Genomic DNA, 22,541 nt, shown 5'->3' on the forward strand with positions numbered 1-22,541 from the left:
CTTGCATGACCATCTCACGCAGGCTTCTCGTTGGATTGTTTCTGCTGCTGCCGTCCGTGGCGGCAGCGCAAAATTTTCCGGCAAAGCCGATCAAGCTGATCGTGCCGTTCCCGGCCGGCGGTCCCAACGACATCATCGCCCGCGTCATCGGCCAGCGCATGTCGGAACTGTCAGGACAGCCGGTGCTGATCGACAATCGCGGCGGCCAGGGCGGCGTGCTCGGCACCGACGCGGTCGCAAAGAGCCCGCCCGATGGCTACACCATCGCGATCTCCTCCGCCGGCGCGCTCGCGATCAGCCCGAGCATGGAGAAGGTCGCTTACGACACGCTTGCCGATCTCACGCCGGTGACGCTGGTGGCGACCGTGCCGGAAATGCTGGTCGTGGCCACCAACGTGCCCGCCAAGGACATCGGCGAGCTGATCGCGCTCGCGAAAGCGCAGCCCGGAAAGCTCAACTTCGCCTCCTCCGGCCCCGGCAGCCTGCCGCATCTCGCCGGTGAATTGTTCAAGCTGACGGCCAAGATCGACATCGTACATGTGCCCTATCGTGGCGCCGCGCCGGCGGTGAACGATCTCTTGGGCCAGCAGGTGCAGATGACATTCCTCGACCTCCCGGTGCTGCTGCCGCAGGTCAAGGCCGGCGCCCTCAAGCCGATCGCGGTCGGCTCGGCTGAACGCGCCCCGACCGCCCCTGACGTGCCGACGACGAAGGAAGCGGGTTTCCCCGATCTGCGCATCGAGAACTGGTACGGCATGGTCGCGCCCAAGGGCACGCCGAAGGAGATCGTCACGGCGCTGCATGACCTCGCGATCAAGGCGATGGCGGATCCCGCGGTGAAGGACAAGCTCGCGCAGCAGGGTGCAACGCTTGTCGGCGACGAGCCGGAGCATTTTCGAAAGTTCATCGCGGATGAGACCGCGAAATGGGCGAAGGTAATCAAGGACGCCGGTGTGGAGACGGCGAAGTAGCGCGCTCTTTCTTACCCTCCCCTGGAGGGGTCCGAGACGAGCGTAGCTCGCTCGTGGGTCGGCTCACATTGAGCGCAGCGAAAAGTGAGCCGGGGTGGGGTGACGGTCTCTCCAGCTCCAACAGTGCCCGAGTGGAGAGATCACCCCACCCCGCTCGCGCTTCGCGCGAACGACCCTCCCCCTCCAGGGGAGGGTAAGAGTCATCTTACACCGCAGCCGCCCTCAAATGCTCCACCAGCATCTTGGCCGGCTTTGGCAATGCCTTGAAGCTGCGCGCGCAGATCACGAGGCGGCGATTGGCCCAGGCGTCGCGCAGGCGGACCATGGCGAGCGGCATGAGTTTGGCGCAGCGGCGGGCGGCGGATTCCGGGACCAATGCGACGCCGACATCGGCCGAGACCAGCTGGCAGATCGCATCGAAGTCGCGCAGGCGCGCGCGGAAATGCGGGCGCATGCCGAGCCGCGCGGCGTGCTTTGAAATATGCATCTGAAGCGCGGTGGCGCTGGTCAGGCCGACAAACTCGCAGGCGTTGGCCTCCTGAAAATCGATCTGGCGGCGGCCGGCGAACGGGCCTCGTTTGGAGGTCACCAGCGTCAGGCGATCCTCGCTGAACACGAAACGCTCGACATGATCGGGCAACGCGTGCTCGGCGGCGAAGCCGAGGTCGGCGGCGCCCGCGGTGATCGCGGCCGCGATGTCGGTGCTCTCGCGCTCCTCGATGTCGATGGCGACGTCGCGATGCTCGCGCAGGAAGCCGGCCAGCGCCTTCGGCAGATGCTCCGACAGGCCCGAGGTGTTGGCGAGGAAATGCACGCTGGCGCGCACGCCGCTGGCAAAGCCCGCGAGATCGCCGCGCATGGCGTCGATCTGGTGGATCACGAGCCGCGCGTGATCCAGCAGGCTCTCGCCGGCCGCGGTCAATTCGACGCCGCGGCGCCCGCGCTTGAGCAGCGCGACGCCAAGTGCATCCTCGAGCCCCTTGATCCGCGCGCTGGCGGAGGCCAGCGCCAAATGCGACCGCTCCGCGCCGCGGGTGATGCTGCGCTGGTCGGCGACCGCAATAAACAGCTGGAGATCGACGAGATCGAAGCGCACCTTTGCTTCCTCCAAAATGAGCCTTCGCTGTCAACGAAGGCTGTCTCCGTAACCTCCAGATTGTGCCTGGGCGCAGCTTCGGTCAATGTGGCTCGCATGATTGATCCGCTTCTCATTCTGATCGCCGCCGTCTTCCTGGTCGCCGGCTTCGTCAAGGGCGTCGTCGGGCTCGGCCTGCCGACGGTGTCCATGGGCCTGCTCGCGGTGAACATGGCGCCGAGCCGCGCGATCGCCATCGTGATCGTGCCCGCCATCGTCACCAACATCTGGCAGACCTTCGTCGGCCCTCATCTACGCGACATCCTGAGGCGGCTGTGGCCGCTGATGATCGGCACCGTGGTCGGATGCTGGCTCAATGCCGGCGCGCTGACCGGGCCCTATGCCCGCTACGGCACCGTGGTCCTCGGCATCCTGCTGGTGATCTACGCCATCATCGGCCTCAGCAAATTCAAATTCCACGTGGCACCGCAGAACGAGAAATGGGTCGGCGGCGTGGTCGGCGTGATCACCGGTGTGATCTCGGCCTCGACCGGCGTGCAGGTGATCCCCTCGATGCCGTTCATGCAGGCGATCGGCATGGAGAAGGACGAGCTGGTGCAGGCGCTCGGCGTGTTCTTCACCACCGCAACGCTGGCGCTCGCCTTCAATCTCACCGCCGGCGGCCTGCTGACGCCAGCCAATGCCGTGCCGGGCACGGTGGCGATGGCCATGGCCTTTGCCGGCATGTTCGTCGGCCAGTCGGTGCGGGCGAAAATGCCGGCGGAGGCGTTCCGCCGCTGGTTCCTGGTCGCGATGATCTTGCTCGGCGTCTATCTCGCCGGCAGCGCGCTGCTGAAGGAATTTGCGTAAGGAAGAATTGTCGGGTGGGCAAAGCGAAGCGTGCCCACGCATTTTTTGTAACCGAGAGAGGTGGTGGGCACGGCGCAAGTGCGCCTTTGCCCACCCTACGAAGCCTGCATCATCCGTTCGGACGAGCTAGCGCGTCTCCAGCATGGCGACGCGGATACCGAGATAGATGAAGAGGCCGCCCAGCGTCCGATTGACCCAGGCGATCACGCCTTCCGACTGCCGCAGCCGGTTGGCGGCCTTGGCCGCGAACCGCGCCAGCACCAGGCACCACAGCGTGCCCGTGGAGATGAAGATCAGGCCGAGCGTCAGAAAGGCGAGCGGCTTGTGGGGCGCATCGGCTGCGACGAATTGAGGCAGGAAAGCCAGGAAGAACAGCGCGACCTTGGGATTGAGCGCGTTGGTGAAGACGCCCTGGAGGAAAACCCGCCGCAGCGAGTTCCGCTCGGCCTCGTCCTTAACCGCCACCAGCGCCGGGCGCGACCACAGCATCTGGAGCCCGGTCAGGACCAGATAGGCCGCACCGACCAGCTTCAGGATCGAAAATGCGGTGGATGAGGCCATCAGAAGCGCCGAAAGGCCGATTGCGGCGCCCGCCACATGGAAAAAGCAGCCGCAACTGATGCCGAAGGCGGCCGCCGCCCCGCCGCGCCAGCCCATCTGCATGCTGCGGCCGATCACATAGACCGAATCCGGCCCCGGCGTGATGTTGAGCAGCACGCCCGACAGGACGAAGAGCCAGATTTCGTGAATACCCAGCATGTCAGTGACCCGACGCTGCGACCGTTCGTCTCAAGAGCTGCCCTTAGTCGGTTCGCGTCCCGCCGTCCACTGCCGCGATTGCGGAGAATTTACCTCGAATTTGCAATGCGGATCACACTTTCGCTCGGCGCCATCTGCTCTATAAAGGCAGGGTTTTGACACGCGGGATTCGAGGCGCCTGCCACGCGGTGGCTATCCCCTCTCCGTTGGAGCTCCGAGGATATGGAAAGACGTCTGGCCGCCATCGTCTGCGCCGATGTCGCCGGCTATTCGCGGATGATGGGCCATGACGAGGCCGGCACCCATGCCGCCTTCAAGGCCCATCGCAGCGCGATCCATCCGATCATCCTCAATCACGGCGGCCGTGTCGTCAAAAACACCGGCGACGGCTTCCTGCTGGAATTCCCCTCCATCGTCGGCGCCGCCGAGGCCGCGATCGCGATGCAGGTGCTGATGGCGGAGCGCAATCACCATCTGCCTGCCGAACGCACCATGCAATTCCGGCTCGGCATCCATATGGGTGACGTCATCGCCGACGAGGACGAGGTGTTCGGCGACGATGTCAACATCGCCGTCCGGCTCGAGTCGGTGTCGAGCCCCGGCGGGTTCGCGATCTCGACCAAGGCCTATCGCGAGGCCAGCAAGCATCTCACCGTGCCGCTGGTCGATGGCGGCAACCACCGTTTCAAGAACATCAAGGATCCGATCGGGGTCTGGACCTGGACGCCCGACGGCGCGACTGCACTCGCGCCCGAGCTGAAGGAAGGGTCCGCACTCTCGCAGCAATACCGCACAGCCATCGTCGGCGTGCTGCCGTTTGCCAATCTCAGCGACGCCCAGGATGAATATTTCTCCGACGGCCTGACCGAGGATCTGATCCACGCGCTGTCGCTGCAATCATTCTACCGCGTGCTGAGCCGCAACTCGACCTTCCCCTTCAAGGGCAAGACTGTCAGCACCCGCGTGATCGCGCGCGAGATCGACGCCACCTATCTGATCCAGGGCTCGGTGCGGCGCGCCGGCGCCAAGATCCGCGTCACTGCCGAGCTGATCGCGCCGGAGACCGGCGAGCAGCTCTGGACCGGCCGTTACGACCGCGACATCGGCGATCTCTTCGCGATGCAGGACGAGATCACGACCAACCTGTCCGCGGCGATCGCCACCGAGATCGTCCGGGCCGAGGCCTCCGCGCCCGCGCGCCCCACCACCGACATCACCGCCTGGGACCGCTTCCTGAAGGGCCTGTCGCATTATTACCGGCACACCAAGGAAGATATGGGCATCGCCGTCGCCCTGTTCCGGGAGGCGATCGCGCTCGACCCAAAACTGTCGATCGCGCACGCCTATCTCGCCACGATCCAGATCCAGAGCATCCAGTTCGGCTGGGTCAAGGGCACGCGCGAGATGTGGACTGAGGCGATGCAGCTGGCCGAGACCAGCGTCCGGCTCGACCCGCGCTCCTCCTTTGCGTTTTCCATCCTGTCCTGGGCGCACGCGATGGAAGGCCATGACGAGGCCGCGATGGACGCGGCCAAGCGCGCCGTCGCGCTCAACCCCTACGACATGGGCGCACGCGGCGTGCTCGGCATCTGCCATTTCGTCATCGGCGAGCACCGCCAGGCGATCGAGCTGTTCTCGATGGCCGCCCAGCGCGACAACGGCGACCCGCGTTATCAATGGGCCGCGCTGAACGCCTTCAGCCATTATCTGCTCAGGCAATATGACGCGACGCTGTCATGGGCGCGCGAGCAGCTCTACATCAACCCTAACCACATGCAGGCGCTGGCGATCCGCGCTGCGGCGCTGGCGCAATTGGGCCGGACCGACGAGGCGACGGAAGCGACCGGCGTGCTGATGGGCAATTACCCGACCCTGAATGTCGACCGCCATCTGCGGAATTTTCACTGGAAGCGGCCCGAGGACATCGCGCATTACCGCGACGGGCTCCTGAAGGCGGCCGTCCCGGCCAGCAAGCTCACGCTGGTCCAAAGCGACGTCAAACGCGCCGCCGAGTCGTGAAGGCAACGGCCGTCGGGCGGCGATCTCTCGCCCAGTTTTATTGACACGACAGTGAATTCAGCCACACTTCGCCACACGCTGAAGTAGTATAGGTTGCTGTCGGTTTGTTAGGACTTTCCGCGCTTGATCGGCGCGTCTGCATTTCACGATTCGCTGTTTTCAGGATTTTTGGGCCATGAACGATTCCGTCTCGAAGCCCCCCTTCAACCCCTCGATCCAGGTTTCGCCGAACAATCCCTGCCCGTTCCTGCGCGGCCTCGTCGGCGAGGGTTTTGTCGACGGCGGGACCGTCCCGCTCCGAACGCTGTCGCAGACCATCGCAAATGCAAGCGGCGAGACCGGGCTGAACAAGGTCTCGGCCCGTGTCCAGGTCCGCGGCGTTGCGCTGATCGCCAATGGCGCCTGTCACATCCTGCAAAGCATCTTCTGGGGCGCGCAACTCAATGGCCTGCGCGGCGGCCCGCTCGACAAGCTCGGTGCCGGCTCGCGCATCCTCGGCGTCGACGGGCGCGTCAACGAGGACGAGATTGCGCGGCTCGCCAGTTTCGGCGGCAGCTACACCGATCCCGATGGCGGCACCGAGACCGGGCTCAACGCCTCGCAAATCCAGACCTTCATGAACGACAATCTCAAACGCGCCGGCAATCAGGCGCGCTGGTACTACCGGATCCTGATGAAGTTCGAATGGCCGGTCCTGCTCAAGATCATGGGCAAGGGTCAGGGTGATGACCGCTATCTCAGCGTGGCCGAGGTGAGGACATTGTTCAACGAGCGCAAATTCCCCGACAGGATCACCCAGCGGGTCGTCAGCCAGCCGGTCAAGCCGCCCTCGCTGATCCTGCGCGCGGCCGGCGGATTGGTCGCTGCGCTCGTCCTCTTTGGCATCGTCGCGCTGCGCTTTCCCGATCAATTCCAGCCGATGCTGCCCAACGTCGTCGGACAACTCGTGGCCCCGCCATTGCCGAAGCTGGTCGAGCCCCACGCCGCCTACTGGCTCGAGCAGAACTGGGCGCTGGAGGACCGGCACTGGTTTCATCACGCGAGCCAGGGCACCGCGACCTTCCCGGTGCCCTATAGCTGGTTCATGGCGCTCGAGCAGCCGCGGCTGCATTTCTTCGCAAAGCCCGGGATGCTCCATGACAGCGACCACCTGCAGCGCTTCGGCTTCATCCCCAGCCCGCAGACGATCAACACCGACGACGCCACCTTGCGCCGGTTCGGTTATGCCAACGTCTACGACAAGACGAAGCCGGTGCCGGCGCGGCTTTGGGATCCGCCGGTCGACTGGGGCGCCCAGGCCGAAAACGTCGACGGCCTGCCCGTCGGCTTTGCGCGCATGACCGGCGTGCCGGATCCAGCGACCGGCAAGGTCGGCGAGGACCGGATCGGCCTGACCTGCGCCGCCTGCCACACCGGCCAGATCCACTACAAGGGCATCGACATCCGCTTCGACGGCGGCCCGGCGATGACCGACTTGCGGAAGCTCGAGATCACGACCGGCCTGTCGATCGCCTACACGCTCTTCGTGCCGGGGCGCTTCACGCGCTTCGCCGACCGCGTGCTCGGCCCCTCCGCCAGCGATGCGGATCGCGATGCGCTGAAGCAGAAGCTGAGCGCGATCGGCACGTTCCTGAAGGACTGGGAAGCGACCTACAGCAAGACGATCGAAGGCAAGACGCGGTTCAACGAGAAGACGAAGCGGGACGAGCAACAGCAGGACACCGAGGAAGGTTATGGCCGCCTCGACGCACTCAACCGCATCGGCAACCAGGTGTTCTCCCAGGACATGACGCTGAGCGGCCTCAGCGGCTTCGAGAAGAATCTGCATGCCAAGGACGCGCCGGTCAGCTTCCCGCCGATCTGGACCGTGCCCTGGCTCAAATACGCGCAATATGACGCGTCCATCGAGCAACCGCTGATCCGCAACGCCGGCGAAGCGCTGGGCGTGACCGCGCTGCTCAACCTGTCCGACACTACGCCCAAGGACACGCTGTTCCGCTCGTCGATGGACATCAAGAACCTGAACTGGATCGAGGATCTGCTGAAGGGGTCGGCGCCCTATCCGAAGAAGCAGCTCTCCGGACTGACATCACCGAAATGGCCCTCGGACATCTTCGGCGATGCCGCGTGGAAGATCGACGGCGAGCGCGTCAAGCGCGGCCGCAAGCTCTATGCGGAGATCTGCGTCGAATGCCATCTTGGCCCGGTCAACGATCCCGTGTTCGACAGCGAATTTCCCGACCAGAGCATCTGGTCTTCGTCACGGTGGGAGACCATCGGCAATGAGAAATTCCTGAACGAGGTGCAGAAAAGCGTCAAAGGCATGGGGACCGATCCCTCTCAGGCCAGCGTGCTGGCGACCCGGACGGTGCAGGTGCCGGGCTTCCTCAAGCTCGATCCCACGCAGAACCTCAATACCTGGTGGCGTTGCAATCTGCCGGATATTTCGTCAACCGACATGCCGTACTCGGTCGGCCTGATGGTGCTCGTCGACATCGTCAGCCGCAAGGCGATGGACGATGCGAAGATTCCCCCGAAGGTTCAGGACGCCTGGTGGGGTGCGCGCAAGAACTGCCCGAATTCCGGTCCGCAGCCGGCCGAGAAGAACGAGCCCGGGCCGTGGTATCGCGCGCGTCCGCTCAACGGCGTCTGGGCCACCGCGCCTTACCTGCACAATGGATCGGTGCCCTCGCTCTGGTGGATGCTGAGCCCTGCCGCCGAACGCCCCAAATCGTTCTGCATGGGCGGTGGTCGCGACTACGATCCAAAGCAGGTCGGCTTCGCCGTCGCCGATGGCGAGAGCTGCAAGACCGGGCAGTCGCGCTTCTCGACGCGCGCGGCTGATGGCACCGAGATGTTCGGCAACAGCAATGCCGGCCACTCCTTCGATGGCACGCCGGGCCCCGGCAAGGACGGGACCATCGGCCGCGTGCTCAAAGAGCAAGAGCGCTACGATTTGATCGAGTATCTGAAGACGCTTTAGCGGACCTTCTTACCTCGCCCCGCTTGCGGGGAGAGGTCGGATCGCCTCGGCGATCCGGGTGAGGGGGTACAGGTCTCACAACGATCTCGCGTGCGGAGAGAAGCCCCTCACCCCAACCCTCTCCCCGTAAGAACGGGGCGAGGGAGCACACCGCCTTCGCGGATGCATCTCACTTGAACAGCGGCGTGCCCGGCACGAACGCATCAAACGCGGCCCAGAACTGGGAACGGTAGCGGTCCTGCTCCTGCAGGATCTCGTGCTTCGAGCCGGCGATCACGAGATGGGAGCCGGCGCGCAAATGGTAGGCGAACTCCTCGATCGCAGCCGTTGAAACGACCGTGTCGTTGGAGGCCGCCAGCATCAGGATCGGCTGCCGGATTTCGGACGGGTAGGTCATGCCCTTGAAGGTGTTCATCGCACGGAACGCGGAATCGGCCCAGGCAACCGTCGGTGACGCCAGGCCGAGCGTAGGGTCCTCCTCCAGGATCGCGGCGTTGCGCGCATAGCGCACGGGATCGCTGGTCAGCGGATTGTTGATGAAGGGGGACAGCCCGGTGAGGTGGTCGCTGCCGCCGGGAACATAACCGCCGCCCCGCCCCAGCATCCGCATCGTCCTCAACAACATCCGCACCGGAAACGAGGTGGAGCGGCCGGGCAGGTCGATCATCGGCGCCGACAACACCATGCGGTCGAACCAGCGCTTTTGCGCATGCGCCAGCCGCAGCAGCACGGCGCCACCCATCGAATGGGCCAGCGCGAAGAACGGCGGCGGACAATCCGGCAGCACCACCTGCTGCACGAAGGTCTCCACGTCGATCTCGTAGTCGGCGAAGTTGCGCACATAGCCCTTGCGCGGATCGCGAAGGCGGCGCGAGGAGTGTCCCTGCCCGCGCCAGTCGAACGTCGCCACCGCAAAGCCGCGGTCGCGCAAATCGCGTACGGTCTCGAAATATTTCTCGATCTGCTCGCTGCGCCCGGTGAAGACGCAGACGGTGCCCTTGCGGTTCGCCGGCGGCGCCCAGCGCGCAAAGCGCAGCTCGACGCCGTCGGGCGTCTTGATGGTGCCGCTGACGACGTCTTCGGGAACGGGATTGGACGGAATCGAGACCAGCGTCATGATCGGGAGTGCGTGGGCGCCAAGTGCTGTAACTCAAGTGCTGCAAATCAAGGGGCGGGAGCGCCGAAAAGGCGCCAGTGCCGCCCTCTTGAACGCTGTCTGGACTCACCCATATCACCTTGGTGCAGGCCGCTACCAGTGTTTCGGAACCGGAACATCAGGCTGCACACAGACTAAAGCCCGGCCCGATTGGCGGGCGGGTTACCGAAAACAGTCGCTCAATGGAGGACTAGACCATGCGTACCTACGATCTCACCCCGTTCTATCGTTCCACCGTCGGCTTCGACCGTCTCTTTAACCTGCTCGACCAGACGAGCTCGGACGGCAGCCCCGGTTATCCCCCCTACAACATCGAGCGTACCGGCGAGAACGCCTACCGCATCACCGTTGCGGTCTCGGGCTTCGCCAAGGATGAGCTCTCCATCGTCGCGAAGGAAAACACGCTGACGATCAAGGGCGAGAAAGTCGCCAACGAGAACTCGAAGTCCGAAGTGCTCTACCGCGGTATCGCCGCCCGTGCCTTCGAGCGCGCCTTCCAGCTTGCCGACTTCGTGCAGGTGAAGGACGCCTCGCTCGAGAACGGCCTGCTCCATGTCGAGCTCGTGCGCGAGATTCCCGAAGCCAAGAAGCCGCGCCAGATCGCGATCAACAGCGGCGTGCAGTCCGCGCAGGTGATCGAGAGCTCGGTCGCCGCCTAAGCACGCAGCAACTTCCAGGTTACGAGAACGCCCCGGTGCCCCGGGGCGTTTTTCGTTGTTGATGTCGTCTCTCTCCCCATCATCGTCCCGGCCTGCGCCGGGACGACACCGGTTGTTTGATTAGCCTTTTTGCATCGCATCACAGAACGGTGAGCGCGTAACGCCGCGCCCTCACGCTCCGTCCTTTGGACATCGAACCCAAAACAAGACGGAGAACGATCGTGACTTTCTGGCGCAGCCTTTTCGTCGCCGCGAGCCTGCTGGCGGCCCCCATCAGCCTTGCCCATGCGCAAACCCCGCAGACGGTGAAGGCGAAGAACGTCGTGCTGGTGCATGGCGCCTGGGCCGATGGCTCGAGCTGGTCGGAGGTGATCCCGATCCTTCAGGCCGCAGGCCTCAACGTCACGGCCGTGCAGAATCCGCTGGGATCGCTCGCCGAGTCGGTCGAGGCGACCAAGCGCGTGCTGGCCGAACAGGACGGTCCGACCGTGCTGGTCGCGCATTCCTGGGGCGGCACCGTGATCAGCCAGGTCGGTACGGATCCGAAGGTCACCGGCCTCGTCTACATCGCCGCGCGCGCTCCCGATGCCAACGAGGATTTCGTCGCACTGTCGAAGCAGTTTCCCACGGGACCCGCGCGCGCCGGCATCGTCGAGCGCGACGGCTACACCAAGCTCTCGGAAGACGCCTTCCTGAAATATTTCGCCAACGGCGTCGCGCCGGAACGCGCGAAGGAGCTCTACGCGGTGCAATGGCCGACGGCCGCCTCGATCTTCGCCGGCCGCACCACTGAAGCCGCCTGGCATTCGAAGCCGAGCTGGTACGCGGTGTCGAAGAACGACGGCACCATCAACCCCGATTTCGAGCGCTTCCTCGCCAAGCGCATGAACGCGACCACGATCGAGCTCGACGCCGGCCACCTCTCGCTGGTGTCGCATCCGAAGGAGGTGGCGAATCTGATCCTGGAGGCCGCGGGGTATCCGCGCAGCTGAGCGGCGATCGCTGAAACGCAGGAGACGCCTGAGTGCTCAGGCGCCTCTTGTTTTGTTGTTTGGCTCGCTCTCTCCCCATCGTCGTCCCGGCGAACGCCGGGACCCATAACCACAGGGAGAAGTTTGGCGAAAAGTCGTAGTCCGCGACTCGCACCTCATCCCCACCGATAGATCACGCGGTATGGATCCCGGCGTTCGCCGGGACGACACTATGAGTGTTGCGCCAGCTCGCGTCTCACTAACCGCAGCAGATCAATCCAGCCCCTGTGCCGCGGGCATCTCCTGCGTCGGCTGGATCGTTGCTGGCTGCTTGGCCTGACCGACAGTTGCCTGCGGCGCGGCCTCGGCGGGCTTGGGCTGCGCGGCGGCCGTCTGCTGCGTAGGCTGCGCTTGCGGCGCCTGGGCAGGCTGTGTCGTCGGCTCGACGGGCTTCGCGGCAGCCACCGGGGTCTCGGCGCGCGGCGGAGCCGCCTTCGGCAACGGGACGGTGCGGCTGGCGACATGCGGGATCGACGCCGGTGGGCGCGGCGGGCCGCCACGAACCATGGTCGGCGGCGGCAGCGCGCTTTGCGGCCGGTAAGGTGAAACCGAAGGCTCCTCATAGGCCGGCGCCATGCCATAGGCATCAGCGGCCGGCATGAAGCGCAAAATTCTTCCGTCCCGGGCATCGATCACGAGCCGGCCGTCGTCGCCGCGACGGTCGATCACCGCGATGGTGTAGACGGCGCCGCGCAGGCGCGGGATGCCGAGCGGCGAGAAGCCGTTCTCGCGCAGCACCGCATAGACCTCGGTGGCCGGCAGCAACGCCGGGGCCGGGCCGCGCTCCTCATAGCCATAGCCGTAACCGTAGCCTTGGCCGTAACGCGGCGGTGGCGGGGGCGCGACGACCGGCGGCCCGTAGGGCCCCTCGAAATCCGACACCGCAATCATGGCCCCGCCGGACATACCGCTCGCCGGAACCTGGGCCTGAGCAGCGGTTGCCGCCAGCGCCAGCGTGGCCGCGGCCACACATCCTGTGAAAAACTTCATGGTCGACACGCTCCTGTCAGGCCGTTCGGAGGGTCGCGCTCTTTCGCTTCTTGCGGCGTGGCGCGCCTTTCGAAGGGCTGAGGTGAAGCTTCATCCGGGATTTCGGCGGCGCTTGGGCCGGAACAGGGCGCGTTTACTTCAAAACCGGGGCCGCGCAACTTTCGGAAAGCGATTGATTGACATATCGGGAATCGGGACTTCCACGCGCTTGTGTGATAGACAAAAATTTGGCAAGGTGATGGTTAGGACAGGAAGACTGTCTCAATTTTGCTCGCGATTCCGGCACAGGGATTGCAGCGAAAACCGGCACTTTCGAGCGCCGGCAAGGTACCAGGCAAAGCCGTTCTCGGGGACGAAGAACGCCTAGGCCTGAATTTAAGAAAATGCGGCTCGCAACGGACGAGCGGTGACCCAGAGGCGGGTGCCGCGGAACGCCCAAGGTGCGCCGAAGATAGCGGTGAGGCAGCTTGCCGCATGGAGAGGATTGGAACAATGAACGGGTCGCAATTCGAGCGCGCAAACATCGTGGCAGAAGAGCTGTCGGCGACGGTCGCCTCGAAAACGACCGATCCGATTCAGGAACACAATTCGCGCCCGCCCGCCGAAGGCCTCTACGATCCGAGCCTGGAGAAAGACTCCTGCGGCGTCGGCTTCATCGCCAACATCAAGGGCAAGAAGTCCCACGAGATCGTCTCGGACGCGCTCAACATCCTCTGCAATCTCGAGCATCGCGGCGCCGTCGGCGCCGACCCGCGCGCCGGTGACGGCGCCGGCATCCTGGTGCAGATCCCGCACGCCTTCTTCAGCCGCAAGGCCAAGGAGCTCGGCTTCGCGCTGCCCGCGCCCGGCGAATACGCCATCGGCGCGCTGTTCATGCCGCGCGACACCGCCTGGCGCAACGTCATCAAGAGCATCATCGCCGACCAGATCAAGGAAGAGGGCCTGACCCTGCTCGGCTGGCGCGACGTGCCGACCGACAATTCCTCGCTCGGCGTCACCGTGAAGCCGACCGAGCCCGCCTGCATGCAGGTGTTCATCGGCCGCAACGGGGTGGCCAAGACCGAGGACGAGTTCGAGCGCCGGCTCTACATCCTGCGCAAGTCGATCTCGCAGGCGATCTACCAGCGCCGCGACCGCGGGCTTGCGGGCTATTACCCGTGCTCGATGTCCTGCCGCACGGTGATCTACAAGGGCATGTTCCTCGCCGACCAGCTCGGCAAGTATTATCCCGATCTGCACGAGAAGGATTTCGAGAGCGCGCTCGCGCTCGTTCACCAGCGCTTCTCGACCAACACCTTCCCGGCGTGGTCGCTGGCGCATCCCTACCGCATGATCGCGCATAACGGCGAGATCAACACGCTGCGCGGCAACACCAACTGGATGGCGGCGCGCCAGGCCTCGGTGAGCTCCGAGCTGTACGGCAAGGACATCAACCGGCTCTGGCCCATTTCCTATGAAGGCCAGTCGGACACCGCCTGCTTCGACAACGCGCTCGAATTCCTGGTGCAGGGCGGCTACTCGCTGCCGCACGCCGTCATGATGATGATTCCGGAGGCGTGGGCCGGCAATCCCCTGATGGATGAGAAGCGCCGCGCCTTCTACGAATATCACGCCGCCCTGATGGAGCCGTGGGACGGCCCGGCCGCGATCGCGTTCACCGACGGCCGCCAGATCGGCGCCACGCTCGACCGCAACGGCCTGCGGCCGGCGCGCTATCTCGTGACCAAGGACGACCGCATCGTGATGGCGTCCGAAATGGGCGTGCTGACCATCCCCGAGGACCAGATCATCACCAAGTGGCGCTTGCAGCCCGGCAAGATGCTGCTGGTCGACCTCGAGCAGGGCCGCCTGATCCCCGACGACGAGATCAAGGCCGAGCTTGCCCGGAGCCATCCCTACAAGGAGTGGCTGGAGCGGACCCAGATCGTGCTGGAAGAGCTGCCGAAGGTGCCCACCACCGGCGTGCGCTCGAACCTGTCGCTTTTGGATCGCCAGCAGGCATTCGGCTACAGCCAGGAAGACATCGCGATCCTGATGACGCCGATGGCGGCCATCGGCGAGGAAGCCGCGGGCTCGATGGGCAACGACACGCCGATCTCGGCGCTGTCGGACAAGGCCAAGCCGCTGTTCACCTACTTCAAGCAGAACTTCGCGCAGGTGACCAACCCGCCGATCGATCCGATCCGCGAAGAGCTGGTGATGAGCCTCGTCTCCATCATCGGACCGCGGCCGAACCTGTTCGACCTGCAGGGCCTCGCCACCACCAAGCGTCTGGAAGCGCGTCAGCCGATCCTGACCGATGCCGATCTCGAAAAGATCCGCTCGATCTCGGATGTGGCCGCGTCGCACTTCAAGTCGCGCACGCTGGACACGACCTTCCACGCCGGTCTCGGCGCGGCCGGCATGGACCAGGTGCTCGACGAGCTCTGCGCGCGCGCCGAGAGTGCGGTGCGCGAGGGCGTCAACATCATCATCCTGTCCGACCGCATGGTCGGCACGGACCGCGTGCCGATCCCGTCGCTGCTGGCCTGCGCCTCGGTGCATCACCATCTGATCCGCACCGGCCTGCGCACCTCGGTCGGTCTCGTCGTGGAATCCGGCGAGCCGCGCGAAGTGCATCACTTCGCCTGCCTGGCCGGTTACGGCGCCGAAGCGATCAATCCTTATCTGGCGTTCGAAACCATCGTCGCGATGAAGGACCGCCTGCCCGGCTCGCTCGACGACTACGAGATCGTCAAGCGCTACATCAAGTCGATCGGCAAGGGCCTGCTCAAGGTGATGTCCAAGATGGGCATCTCGACCTACCAGTCCTATTGCGGCGCGCAGATCTTCGACGCGGTCGGCCTCAAGGCGGACTTCGTCGCCAAGTTCTTCGCCGGCACGCACACCCGCGTCGAGGGCGTCGGCCTTGCCGAGATCGCCGAAGAAGCGGTGCGCCGTCATGCCGACGCGTTCGGCGAGGCGCTGGTCTACAAGACCGCGCTCGATGTCGGCGGCGAATACGCCTATCGCAGCCGCGGCGAGGATCATGCCTGGACCGCGGAATCGGTCGGGCTGCTTCAGCATGCCGCCCGCGGCAATTCGCTGGAGCGCTATCGCGCCTTCGCAAAGATCCTCAACGAGCAGTCGGAGCGTCTGCTGACGCTGCGCGGCCTGTTCCGGATCAAGAACGCCGACGAAGAGAAGCGCAAGCCCATCCCGCTCGACCAGGTCGAGCCGGCCAAGGACATCGTCAAGCGTTTCGCCACCGGCGCGATGAGCTTCGGCTCGATCTCGCGCGAGGCGCACACGACATTGGCGATCGCCATGAACCGGATCGGCGGCAAGTCGAACACCGGTGAAGGCGGCGAGGAAGCCGACCGCTTCAAGCCGATGCCGAACGGCGACAGCATGCGTTCGGCGATCAAGCAGGTCGCATCGGGCCGCTTCGGCGTCACCACGGAGTATCTCGTCAACTCCGACATGATGCAGATCAAGATGGCGCAGGGCGCCAAGCCCGGCGAAGGCGGCCAGCTGCCCGGCCACAAGGTCGACGCGACCATCGCCAAGGTGCGTCACTCGACCCCGGGCGTCGGCCTGATCTCGCCGCCGCCGCACCACGACATCTACTCGATCGAGGATCTGGCGCAGCTGATCTACGACCTCAAGAACGTCAACCCGACGGGCGACGTTTCGGTCAAGCTCGTCTCCGAGATCGGCGTCGGCACGGTGGCCGCGGGCGTCGCCAAGGCGCGCGCCGACCATGTCACCATCGCGGGCTTCGAGGGCGGCACCGGCGCTTCGCCGCTAACCTCGATCAAGCATGCCGGCTCGCCGTGGGAAATCGGCCTTGCCGAGACCCACCAGACGCTGGTGCGCGAGCGGCTGCGCAGCCGCATCGTGGTCCAGGTCGACGGCGGCTTCCGCACCGGACGTGACGTCGTGATCGGCGCGCTGCTCGGTGCCGACGAGTTCGGCTTTGCCACCGCGCCGCTGATCGCGGCCGGCTGCATCATGATGCGCAAGTGCCATCTCAACACCTGCCCGGTCGGCGTCGCCACGCAAGACCCCGTCCTGCGCAAGCGCTTCACCGGCCAGCCCGAGCACGTGATCAACTACTTCTTTTTCGTCGCGGAAGAAGTCCGCGAGATCATGGCCTCGCTCGGCTTCCGCACCTTCAACGAGATGATCGGCCAGGTTCAGCTGCTCGACCAGACCAGGCTGGTGGCGCACTGGAAGGCCAAGGGCCTCGATTTCTCGAAGCTGTTCGTCAAGCAGAAGGAAGAGAAGGGCCAGAAGATCTATCACTCCGAGCGCCAGAACCATCACCTGGAGGCGGTGCTCGATCGCACGCTGATCGAGAAGGCACAGCCCTCGCTCGATCGCGGCGCGCCGGTGAAGATCGAGGCCACGATCAACAGCACCAACCGCTCCGCGGGTGCGATGCTGTCGGGCGCGGTCGCCAAGATCTACGGCCATGCCGGCCTGCCGCAGGACACCATCCACGTCAGCCTCAAGGGCACGGCCGGCCAGGCCTTCGGTGCGTGGCTCGCCAACGGCGTCACCTTCGAGCTCGAAGGTGAAGGCAACGACTATGTCGGCAAGGGTCTCTCCGGCGGCAAGATCATCGTCAAGCCGCCGGCCAACAGCGGCATCGTGCCCGAAGAGAGCATCATCGTCGGCAACACCGTGATGTACGGCGCGATCCAGGGCGAGTGCTACTTCCGCGGCGTCGCCGGCGAACGTTTCGCCGTGCGCAACTCGGGTGCGGTCGCCGTCGTCGAAGGCGCGGGCGATCATTGCTGCGAATACATGACCGGCGGCATCGTGGTCGTGCTCGGCAAGACCGGGCGCAACTTCGCAGCCGGCATGTCGGGCGGCATCGCCTATGTGCTCGACGAGACCGGCGACTTCGACAAGCTGTGCAACATGGCGATGGTCGAGCTCGAGCCGGTGCTGTCGGAAGAGCTGATCAACGCCGGCACCTATCACCACTCCGGTGACCTCGAGGCGCACGGCCGGGTCGACGTGTTCATGAACCTGCTCGATTCCGACGTCGAGCGGTTGCACGTCCTGATCTCGCGCCACGCCAAGGCGACCGGTTCCAAGCGCGCCGCCGACATCCTTGCCAATTGGAAGGACTGGCTGCCCAAATTCCGCAAGGTGATGCCGGTCGAGTACCGGCGCGCGCTGCGTGAGATGGCCGCCAACGCGGACGCCGAGCCGAAAATCGCGATCGGGGCGTAAATACAAGAGCCTCATGGTGAGGAGGTGCGAAAGCGCCGTCTCGAACCATGAGACCACCAGCCGGGCCTTCATCCTTCGAGACGCGCGTTCCGCGTTCCTCAGGATGAGGGTTTAGCTAGAGAACAAACGACCAAGCGGCAGGGACTTCGGGTTTAATGGGCAAGATCACGGGTTTTCTCGAAATCGAACGGCATGACCGCAAGTACACCCCGGTCGCCGAGCGCGTGAAGCATTACAACGAGTTCGTCGTTCCCTTGACCGAAAAGGAAACGCGCGACCAGGCCGCGCGTTGCATGAACTGCGGCATCCCCTATTGCCACGGCACCGGCTCGGTCGCGCCGGGCACGCCGGGCTGCCCGGTCAACAACCAGATCCCTGACTTCAACGACCTCGTCTATCAGGGCAATTGGGAAGAAGCCTCGCGCAACCTGCACTCGACCAACAATTTCCCGGAGTTCACCGGCCGCATCTGCCCGGCGCCGTGCGAAGCGTCCTGCACGCTCAACATCGACGACAACCCGGTCACCATCAAGACGATCGAATGCGCGATCGTCGACCGCGCCTGGGACAATGGCTGGCTGAAGCCTGAAGTCGCCGCGGTGAAGACCGGCAAGAAGGTCGCCGTGATCGGCTCGGGTCCGGCCGGCATGGCCTGCGCGCAACAGCTCGCGCGCGCCGGCCACGACGTGCACCTGTTCGAGAAGTTCGCCAAGGCCGGCGGCCTGCTGCGTTATGGCATTCCCGACTTCAAGATGGAGAAGGGCGTCATCGACCGCCGCGTCAAGCAGATGGAAGGCGAAGGCGTCACATTCCACTACAACAGCCATGTCGGCGTCGACGGCAATGTCGATCCGCGCGAGATGCTCAACCAGTACGACGCGATCGCACTGACCGGCGGCGCGGAAGCCCCGCGCGACCTGCCGATCCCCGGCCGCGAGTTCGACGGCATCCACTACGCGATGGACTTCCTGCCGCAGCAGAACCGCCGCGTCTCCAGCGAACCCCTCAACGGCGTCACCGAGATTCTGGCCGGCGGCAAGCATGTCGTCGTCATCGGCGGCGGCGATACCGGAAGCGACTGCATCGGCACCTCGCTGCGCCAGGGCGCACTCTCGGTGACCCAGCTCGAGATCATGCCCGCCCCGCCCGAGCGCGAGAACAAGGGCCTGACCTGGCCGAACTGGCCGCTGAAGATGCGGACGTCGTCGAGCCAGGCCGAAGGCGCGGTCCGCGAGTACGCGGTGCTGACGCAAAAGTTCACCGCCGAGAACGGCAAGGTCAAGAAGCTGCACTGCGTGCGCGTCGACGACAAGTTCAAGCCGATCGAAGGCACCGAATTCGAGCTCGATGCCGAGCTGGTCCTGCTCGCGATGGGCTTTGTCCATCCCGTCCACGAGGGCCTGCTCAAGCAGCTCGCGGTCGACCTCGACCCGCGCGGCAACGTCAAGGCCAACACGCTGGACTACCAGACCTCGCGCCCGAACGTGTTCTCCGCCGGCGACATGCGCCGCGGCCAGTCGCTGGTGGTCTGGGCCATCCGCGAAGGCCGGCTGTGTGCCCGGTCGATCGACACGTTCCTGATGGGGAAGACGGATCTGCCGCGCTGAGTTTTTTTGCTCGGCCGCCAAATTGGCAAACGGTGTCATCGCCCGGCTTGACCGGGCGATCCAGTATTCCAGAGACGTCAAACGTATGCGGGTGGGCCGCGGCGTACTGGATGCCCCGGTCAAGCCGGGGCACGACAGCGGAGTGAGTGGCAACGCCCTCGCCGCCCCTTAATTCTGCAACCTCACCCCCAGCATCACCACCGTCCCCTGCGAGCTTGAGCCCGGCTGGTTCGAATCCAGGATGTCGTGGCGCAGTGTGCCCTTGATCCAGACGTTGCGGTTGAGCTTGTAGATCAGATTGCCTTCGATCGAGTAGGTCTTGTCGTTGCGATTCTGGCCCTGGTAGTCGTAGGTGCCGTAGGTGAACTTGCCGATCGCGGTGAGCCAGCGGCGGAAGTCGTGGTCGACTTCGGCGGCATAGGTGTGCACCAGCACGCCGGAGGAGCCGGGGATCGTGGTTTCCGCGATCTGGGTGTCGGTGTTGAACTTCACCGTCGTCAGCCCGCTCGCGTTCCAGATCAGCGAGCCCGAAGTCAGGAAGCCCGAGAGCTGGCTCAGCCGCGGGTCGACATAGTTGCGCGCGGAGTAGCCGACCGAGATTTCGCCGGTGAGGATGCGCGAGAACTCGAAGGACGAGCCGACCTTGGCGTAGCCGCCGGTTGAATCGCGGAAATAGCCGTTGCGATCGGCGGCCTGGTCGTGGACGCGGTTGTCGCCCTCGATCTCGACGAAGGGCTTGAGGCCCGGCTTCAGCTCGTAGGAGAAGCGCCCGACGCCGCCATACTGGTTGAAGTCGCGATCGTCATTGCTGAAGGTCGAGCCGTCGGTGAGCTTGGAGTCGGTGTAAGCCGTGCGATCGATGGTGGCGCCGGCGGCGACCTGGAAGCGGTTAAAGGTCTGGTCGAAGCCGAAGGTGCCGCCATAGGTGGCGTAGACAGGATATTTCTGCAGGCCGGCCTGCACGTTCGGGCTGCCGGGATTGTCGGTGGCGAGCCGCAGGCGGAATTGCGAGGTCAGCTTGAGATCGCGATCGACGTCGAAGCGGCCGTCGACATGGCCGGTGAAATCGGGACGGTTGATCTCGACCGGCGACGGCGAAGCAAGGCCGTCGATCGTCGCCGGCATATTGTTGGTGTAGCCCGAGAACGAGCCGCGCAAGTCAGCGACCAGCGCGTGGCGTTCCCAGTCGGACATGACGAGAAGATCGGGCGCAACGACATAGACCGGCGAGCCGACCGGCTTCTGCAGGCGCGCAGGATTGGTGTCGTAGCCGGTGGACAGCTCGAGCCCGCCCTTGATCAGAAAACTGCCGGCGTAATCGCCGACCGCGCCGAACGCGTCGTCATCGACCTTGAGGCGACGACGCTGCGGCTGACCGGGCACGGTACCCGCCATCGCCGGCGGCAACGGCGCCTTGTTCGCGGTCTCCGACGGCGGCGGCGCAATGCGCGGCGCACCGAGAGGCGACAGCGTCGGTGTTGCGGACGGCACCGGCGAGCCCGGACCTGCGGGCTTCTTCGGCTTCGGCTGGCCCGGATAGAGTTTTGGCTGCTGGCGCTTGCGATTGAGCGAGTCGTAACCGGAGCTACTCGCGCCGTTCGCTGCGGGCAGGCCATAGGTCGGGACCTGGCCGACGCGCGAGGTCGCGGGTGCATCGCTTTTCTTGCGCGGATCGTCGTTGGGATCCGGCGGTGCCGGGATCGCATCCGACGGCGCCTGCGGCACACCGGCCGTACGCCGCGTCGGCAGCGTGTCAGGCGCGGCAAAGCCACCGCGGGTGGGATTGAACAGGTCGGGCGTGACGCTCTGGGCGGCCGCCGGCGCGCTTTCCAGCGCGGTCAGCAGCAGGCACGGCAAAGCGGCGCGAAAGACGTGCGCGCGACTGCTCCGGCCCCTACCTGGAGGCGACCCCACGATGGAATAACTCCAACGAAATCAAACACTTTGACGATGACCTCCCACCGGCTCGCGGGAACCATCGTTAATGGAGTTAAAACAATTATGGTTAATGACCGGTTGAGGGTTTACGGGCCCGCGTCGCCTCACGGGCCGGGGCATGCTAAGCAGGCGCCAACGGGCCGACGCCCCTCCTCCCTGGACCAGAACATGCCGAGTTCGAAACCGCTGATGACCCCATCATCCGCCCCCGCCAGCGTCGAATCCGCGCTCCGCACACTGGAGACAGAGAGCGGCGGCATCAATGCGCTCGCGGCCGCCCTGCGCGGCCCGCTCGGCGAAGCTTTCGCCAAGGCGGTCGATCTGATCCGCAACGCCAAGGGCCGCGTCATCGTCACCGGACTCGGCAAGTCCGGCCACATGGCACGCAAGATCGCCGCGACCCTCGCCTCGACCGGCACGCCGGCCTTCTTCGTCCACACCGCCGAAGCCGCCCATGGCGACCTCGGCATGATCACCACCGACGACGTCATCATGGCGCTGTCCTGGTCCGGCGAGCAGCCGGAGATGAAGACGCTGGTGAACTATTCCGCGCGCTTTGCCATCCCCATGATCGCGGTAACATCGAATGCGGTGTCCTCGCTGGGACAGGCCGCCGACATCGTGATCGAGCTGCCGAAGGCCCGCGAGGCCTGCCCGCACAATCTGGCACCGACCACTTCGACCATGATGCAGGTCGCGATCGGCGATGCCATCGCGATTGCGCTGCTCGAAGGCCGCGGCTTCACCGCGCTGGAGTTTGCGCATTTCCATCCGGGCGGCAAGCTGGGGGCGATGCTGAAATTCGTCCGCGATTATATGCGCACCGGCGCGGAGATCCCGGTCAAGCCTGAAGGCACCAAGATGTCGGACGCGGTGATGGAGATGTCGGCCAAGGGCCTTGGCTGCGTCTGCATCGTCAACGCCGCGAACGAGGCCGTGGGCATCATCACCGACGGCGATTTGCGCCGCCACATGCGGCCGGACCTGCTGACGGTGTCGGTCGACGACATCATGACGCGGCAGCCGAAGACCGTACCGCCCACGATGCTCGCCAGCGAGATGATCGAGGTGCTGAACACCCGCAAGATCACGACGCTGGTCGTGACCGAGGCGGACAAGGTGGTTGGCATCGTGCATCTGCACGATCTGCTGCGGGCGGGCGTGGCGTAGTTTCTTCGCCTCTCCCCGCCTGCGGGGAGAGGCCGGAATACGCGCGGCACGCGGGTATTCCGGGTGAGGGGGACTCTCCACGAGTCC

At 65.1% G+C, this 22,541-nt stretch carries 14 protein-coding genes; 9 read left to right on the forward strand and 5 right to left on the reverse strand.

What is annotated here, in order from left to right; translation table 11 throughout:
* Nucleotides 1-5: 5 nt before the first annotated feature.
* A complete protein-coding gene (locus tag QA645_RS38155) occupies nt 6-971 on the forward strand; it encodes a tripartite tricarboxylate transporter substrate binding protein (RefSeq protein WP_283046208.1) in 966 nt (321 codons plus the stop codon).
* Between the two features lie 205 nt (nt 972-1,176).
* Here QA645_RS38155 and QA645_RS38160 read toward each other — a convergent pair whose 3' ends face one another.
* A complete protein-coding gene (locus QA645_RS38160) occupies nt 1,177-2,067 on the reverse strand; it encodes a LysR substrate-binding domain-containing protein (RefSeq protein WP_254195744.1) in 891 nt (296 codons plus the stop codon).
* A 96-nt stretch (nt 2,068-2,163) separates the two neighbouring features.
* On the opposite strand from QA645_RS38160, the gene QA645_RS38165 reads away from it, so the two are divergent.
* Nucleotides 2,164-2,916 (forward strand): sulfite exporter TauE/SafE family protein, encoded by a 753-nt coding sequence (locus QA645_RS38165; protein ID WP_254134570.1) that lies wholly within the window; start codon nt 2,164-2,166, stop codon nt 2,914-2,916.
* A gap of 126 nt (nt 2,917-3,042) precedes the next feature.
* Here the strand turns inward: QA645_RS38165 and QA645_RS38170 are convergent, their stop codons facing one another.
* The gene (locus tag QA645_RS38170; protein ID WP_283046209.1) at nt 3,043-3,675 is read right to left on the reverse strand and encodes a LysE family translocator; all 633 of its coding nucleotides are present in this window, start codon (nt 3,673-3,675) and stop codon (nt 3,043-3,045) included.
* Between the two features lie 222 nt (nt 3,676-3,897).
* On the opposite strand from QA645_RS38170, the gene QA645_RS38175 reads away from it, so the two are divergent.
* The gene (locus tag QA645_RS38175; protein WP_283046210.1) at nt 3,898-5,694 is read left to right on the forward strand and encodes an adenylate/guanylate cyclase domain-containing protein; all 1,797 of its coding nucleotides are present in this window, start codon (nt 3,898-3,900) and stop codon (nt 5,692-5,694) included.
* Nucleotides 5,695-5,869: 175 nt separating this feature from the next.
* Entirely contained in the window at nt 5,870-8,677 is a 2,808-nt protein-coding gene (locus tag QA645_RS38180) for a di-heme-cytochrome C peroxidase (protein ID WP_283046211.1), read from the forward strand.
* A gap of 169 nt (nt 8,678-8,846) precedes the next feature.
* Here the strand turns inward: QA645_RS38180 and QA645_RS38185 are convergent, their stop codons facing one another.
* Entirely contained in the window at nt 8,847-9,794 is a 948-nt protein-coding gene (locus QA645_RS38185) for an alpha/beta hydrolase (RefSeq protein ID WP_283046212.1), read from the reverse strand.
* A 236-nt stretch (nt 9,795-10,030) separates the two neighbouring features.
* On the opposite strand from QA645_RS38185, the gene QA645_RS38190 reads away from it, so the two are divergent.
* Nucleotides 10,031-10,492 carry an Hsp20 family protein gene (locus QA645_RS38190; RefSeq protein ID WP_283046213.1) on the forward strand — a complete coding sequence of 154 codons (462 nt, stop codon included), beginning with the start codon at nt 10,031-10,033 and terminating at the stop codon, nt 10,490-10,492.
* 221 nt (nt 10,493-10,713) lie between these two features.
* The gene (locus QA645_RS38195) at nt 10,714-11,484 is read left to right on the forward strand and encodes an alpha/beta hydrolase (RefSeq protein WP_254195749.1); all 771 of its coding nucleotides are present in this window, start codon (nt 10,714-10,716) and stop codon (nt 11,482-11,484) included.
* A gap of 252 nt (nt 11,485-11,736) precedes the next feature.
* Here the strand turns inward: QA645_RS38195 and QA645_RS38200 are convergent, their stop codons facing one another.
* Nucleotides 11,737-12,513: a hypothetical protein gene (locus QA645_RS38200; RefSeq protein ID WP_283046214.1), complete on the reverse strand. Its 777-nt coding sequence runs from the start codon at nt 12,511-12,513 to the stop codon at nt 11,737-11,739.
* A gap of 492 nt (nt 12,514-13,005) precedes the next feature.
* On the opposite strand from QA645_RS38200, the gene gltB reads away from it, so the two are divergent.
* Entirely contained in the window at nt 13,006-17,739 is a 4,734-nt protein-coding gene (gene gltB / locus QA645_RS38205) for a glutamate synthase large subunit (RefSeq protein ID WP_283046215.1), read from the forward strand.
* A gap of 155 nt (nt 17,740-17,894) precedes the next feature.
* Complete coding sequence (locus QA645_RS38210) at nt 17,895-19,346, forward strand: glutamate synthase subunit beta (RefSeq protein ID WP_254134579.1); 1,452 nt, start codon at nt 17,895-17,897, stop codon at nt 19,344-19,346.
* A gap of 168 nt (nt 19,347-19,514) precedes the next feature.
* Here the strand turns inward: QA645_RS38210 and QA645_RS38215 are convergent, their stop codons facing one another.
* Entirely contained in the window at nt 19,515-21,260 is a 1,746-nt protein-coding gene (locus tag QA645_RS38215) for an outer membrane beta-barrel protein (RefSeq protein ID WP_283046216.1), read from the reverse strand.
* 192 nt (nt 21,261-21,452) lie between these two features.
* On the opposite strand from QA645_RS38215, the gene QA645_RS38220 reads away from it, so the two are divergent.
* The gene (locus tag QA645_RS38220) at nt 21,453-22,454 is read left to right on the forward strand and encodes a KpsF/GutQ family sugar-phosphate isomerase (RefSeq protein WP_283046217.1); all 1,002 of its coding nucleotides are present in this window, start codon (nt 21,453-21,455) and stop codon (nt 22,452-22,454) included.
* The last annotated feature ends 87 nt before the right edge of the window (nt 22,455-22,541 follow it).

Source organism: Bradyrhizobium sp. CIAT3101 (assembly GCF_029714945.1).
In the GTDB taxonomy this organism is placed as follows: Bacteria; Pseudomonadota; Alphaproteobacteria; order Rhizobiales; family Xanthobacteraceae; genus Bradyrhizobium.

Bases quoted from the DNA above. Each gene is read 5' to 3' on its own strand.
- QA645_RS38155 (WP_283046208.1), top strand. From the start codon at position 6: ATGACCATCTCACGCAGGCTTCTCGTTGGATTGTTTCTGCTGCTGCCG.
- QA645_RS38165 (WP_254134570.1), top strand. From the start codon at position 2,164: ATGATTGATCCGCTTCTCATTCTGATCGCCGCCGTCTTCCTGGTCGCC.
- QA645_RS38170 (WP_283046209.1), bottom strand. From the start codon at position 3,675: ATGCTGGGTATTCACGAAATCTGGCTCTTCGTCCTGTCGGGCGTGCTG.
- QA645_RS38175 (WP_283046210.1), top strand. From the start codon at position 3,898: ATGGAAAGACGTCTGGCCGCCATCGTCTGCGCCGATGTCGCCGGCTAT.
- QA645_RS38180 (WP_283046211.1), top strand. From the start codon at position 5,870: ATGAACGATTCCGTCTCGAAGCCCCCCTTCAACCCCTCGATCCAGGTT.
- QA645_RS38185 (WP_283046212.1), bottom strand. From the start codon at position 9,794: ATGACGCTGGTCTCGATTCCGTCCAATCCCGTTCCCGAAGACGTCGTC.
- QA645_RS38190 (WP_283046213.1), top strand. From the start codon at position 10,031: ATGCGTACCTACGATCTCACCCCGTTCTATCGTTCCACCGTCGGCTTC.
- QA645_RS38200 (WP_283046214.1), bottom strand. From the start codon at position 12,513: ATGAAGTTTTTCACAGGATGTGTGGCCGCGGCCACGCTGGCGCTGGCG.
- gltB (WP_283046215.1), top strand. From the start codon at position 13,006: ATGAACGGGTCGCAATTCGAGCGCGCAAACATCGTGGCAGAAGAGCTG.
- QA645_RS38210 (WP_254134579.1), top strand. From the start codon at position 17,895: ATGGGCAAGATCACGGGTTTTCTCGAAATCGAACGGCATGACCGCAAG.
- QA645_RS38220 (WP_283046217.1), top strand. From the start codon at position 21,453: ATGCCGAGTTCGAAACCGCTGATGACCCCATCATCCGCCCCCGCCAGC.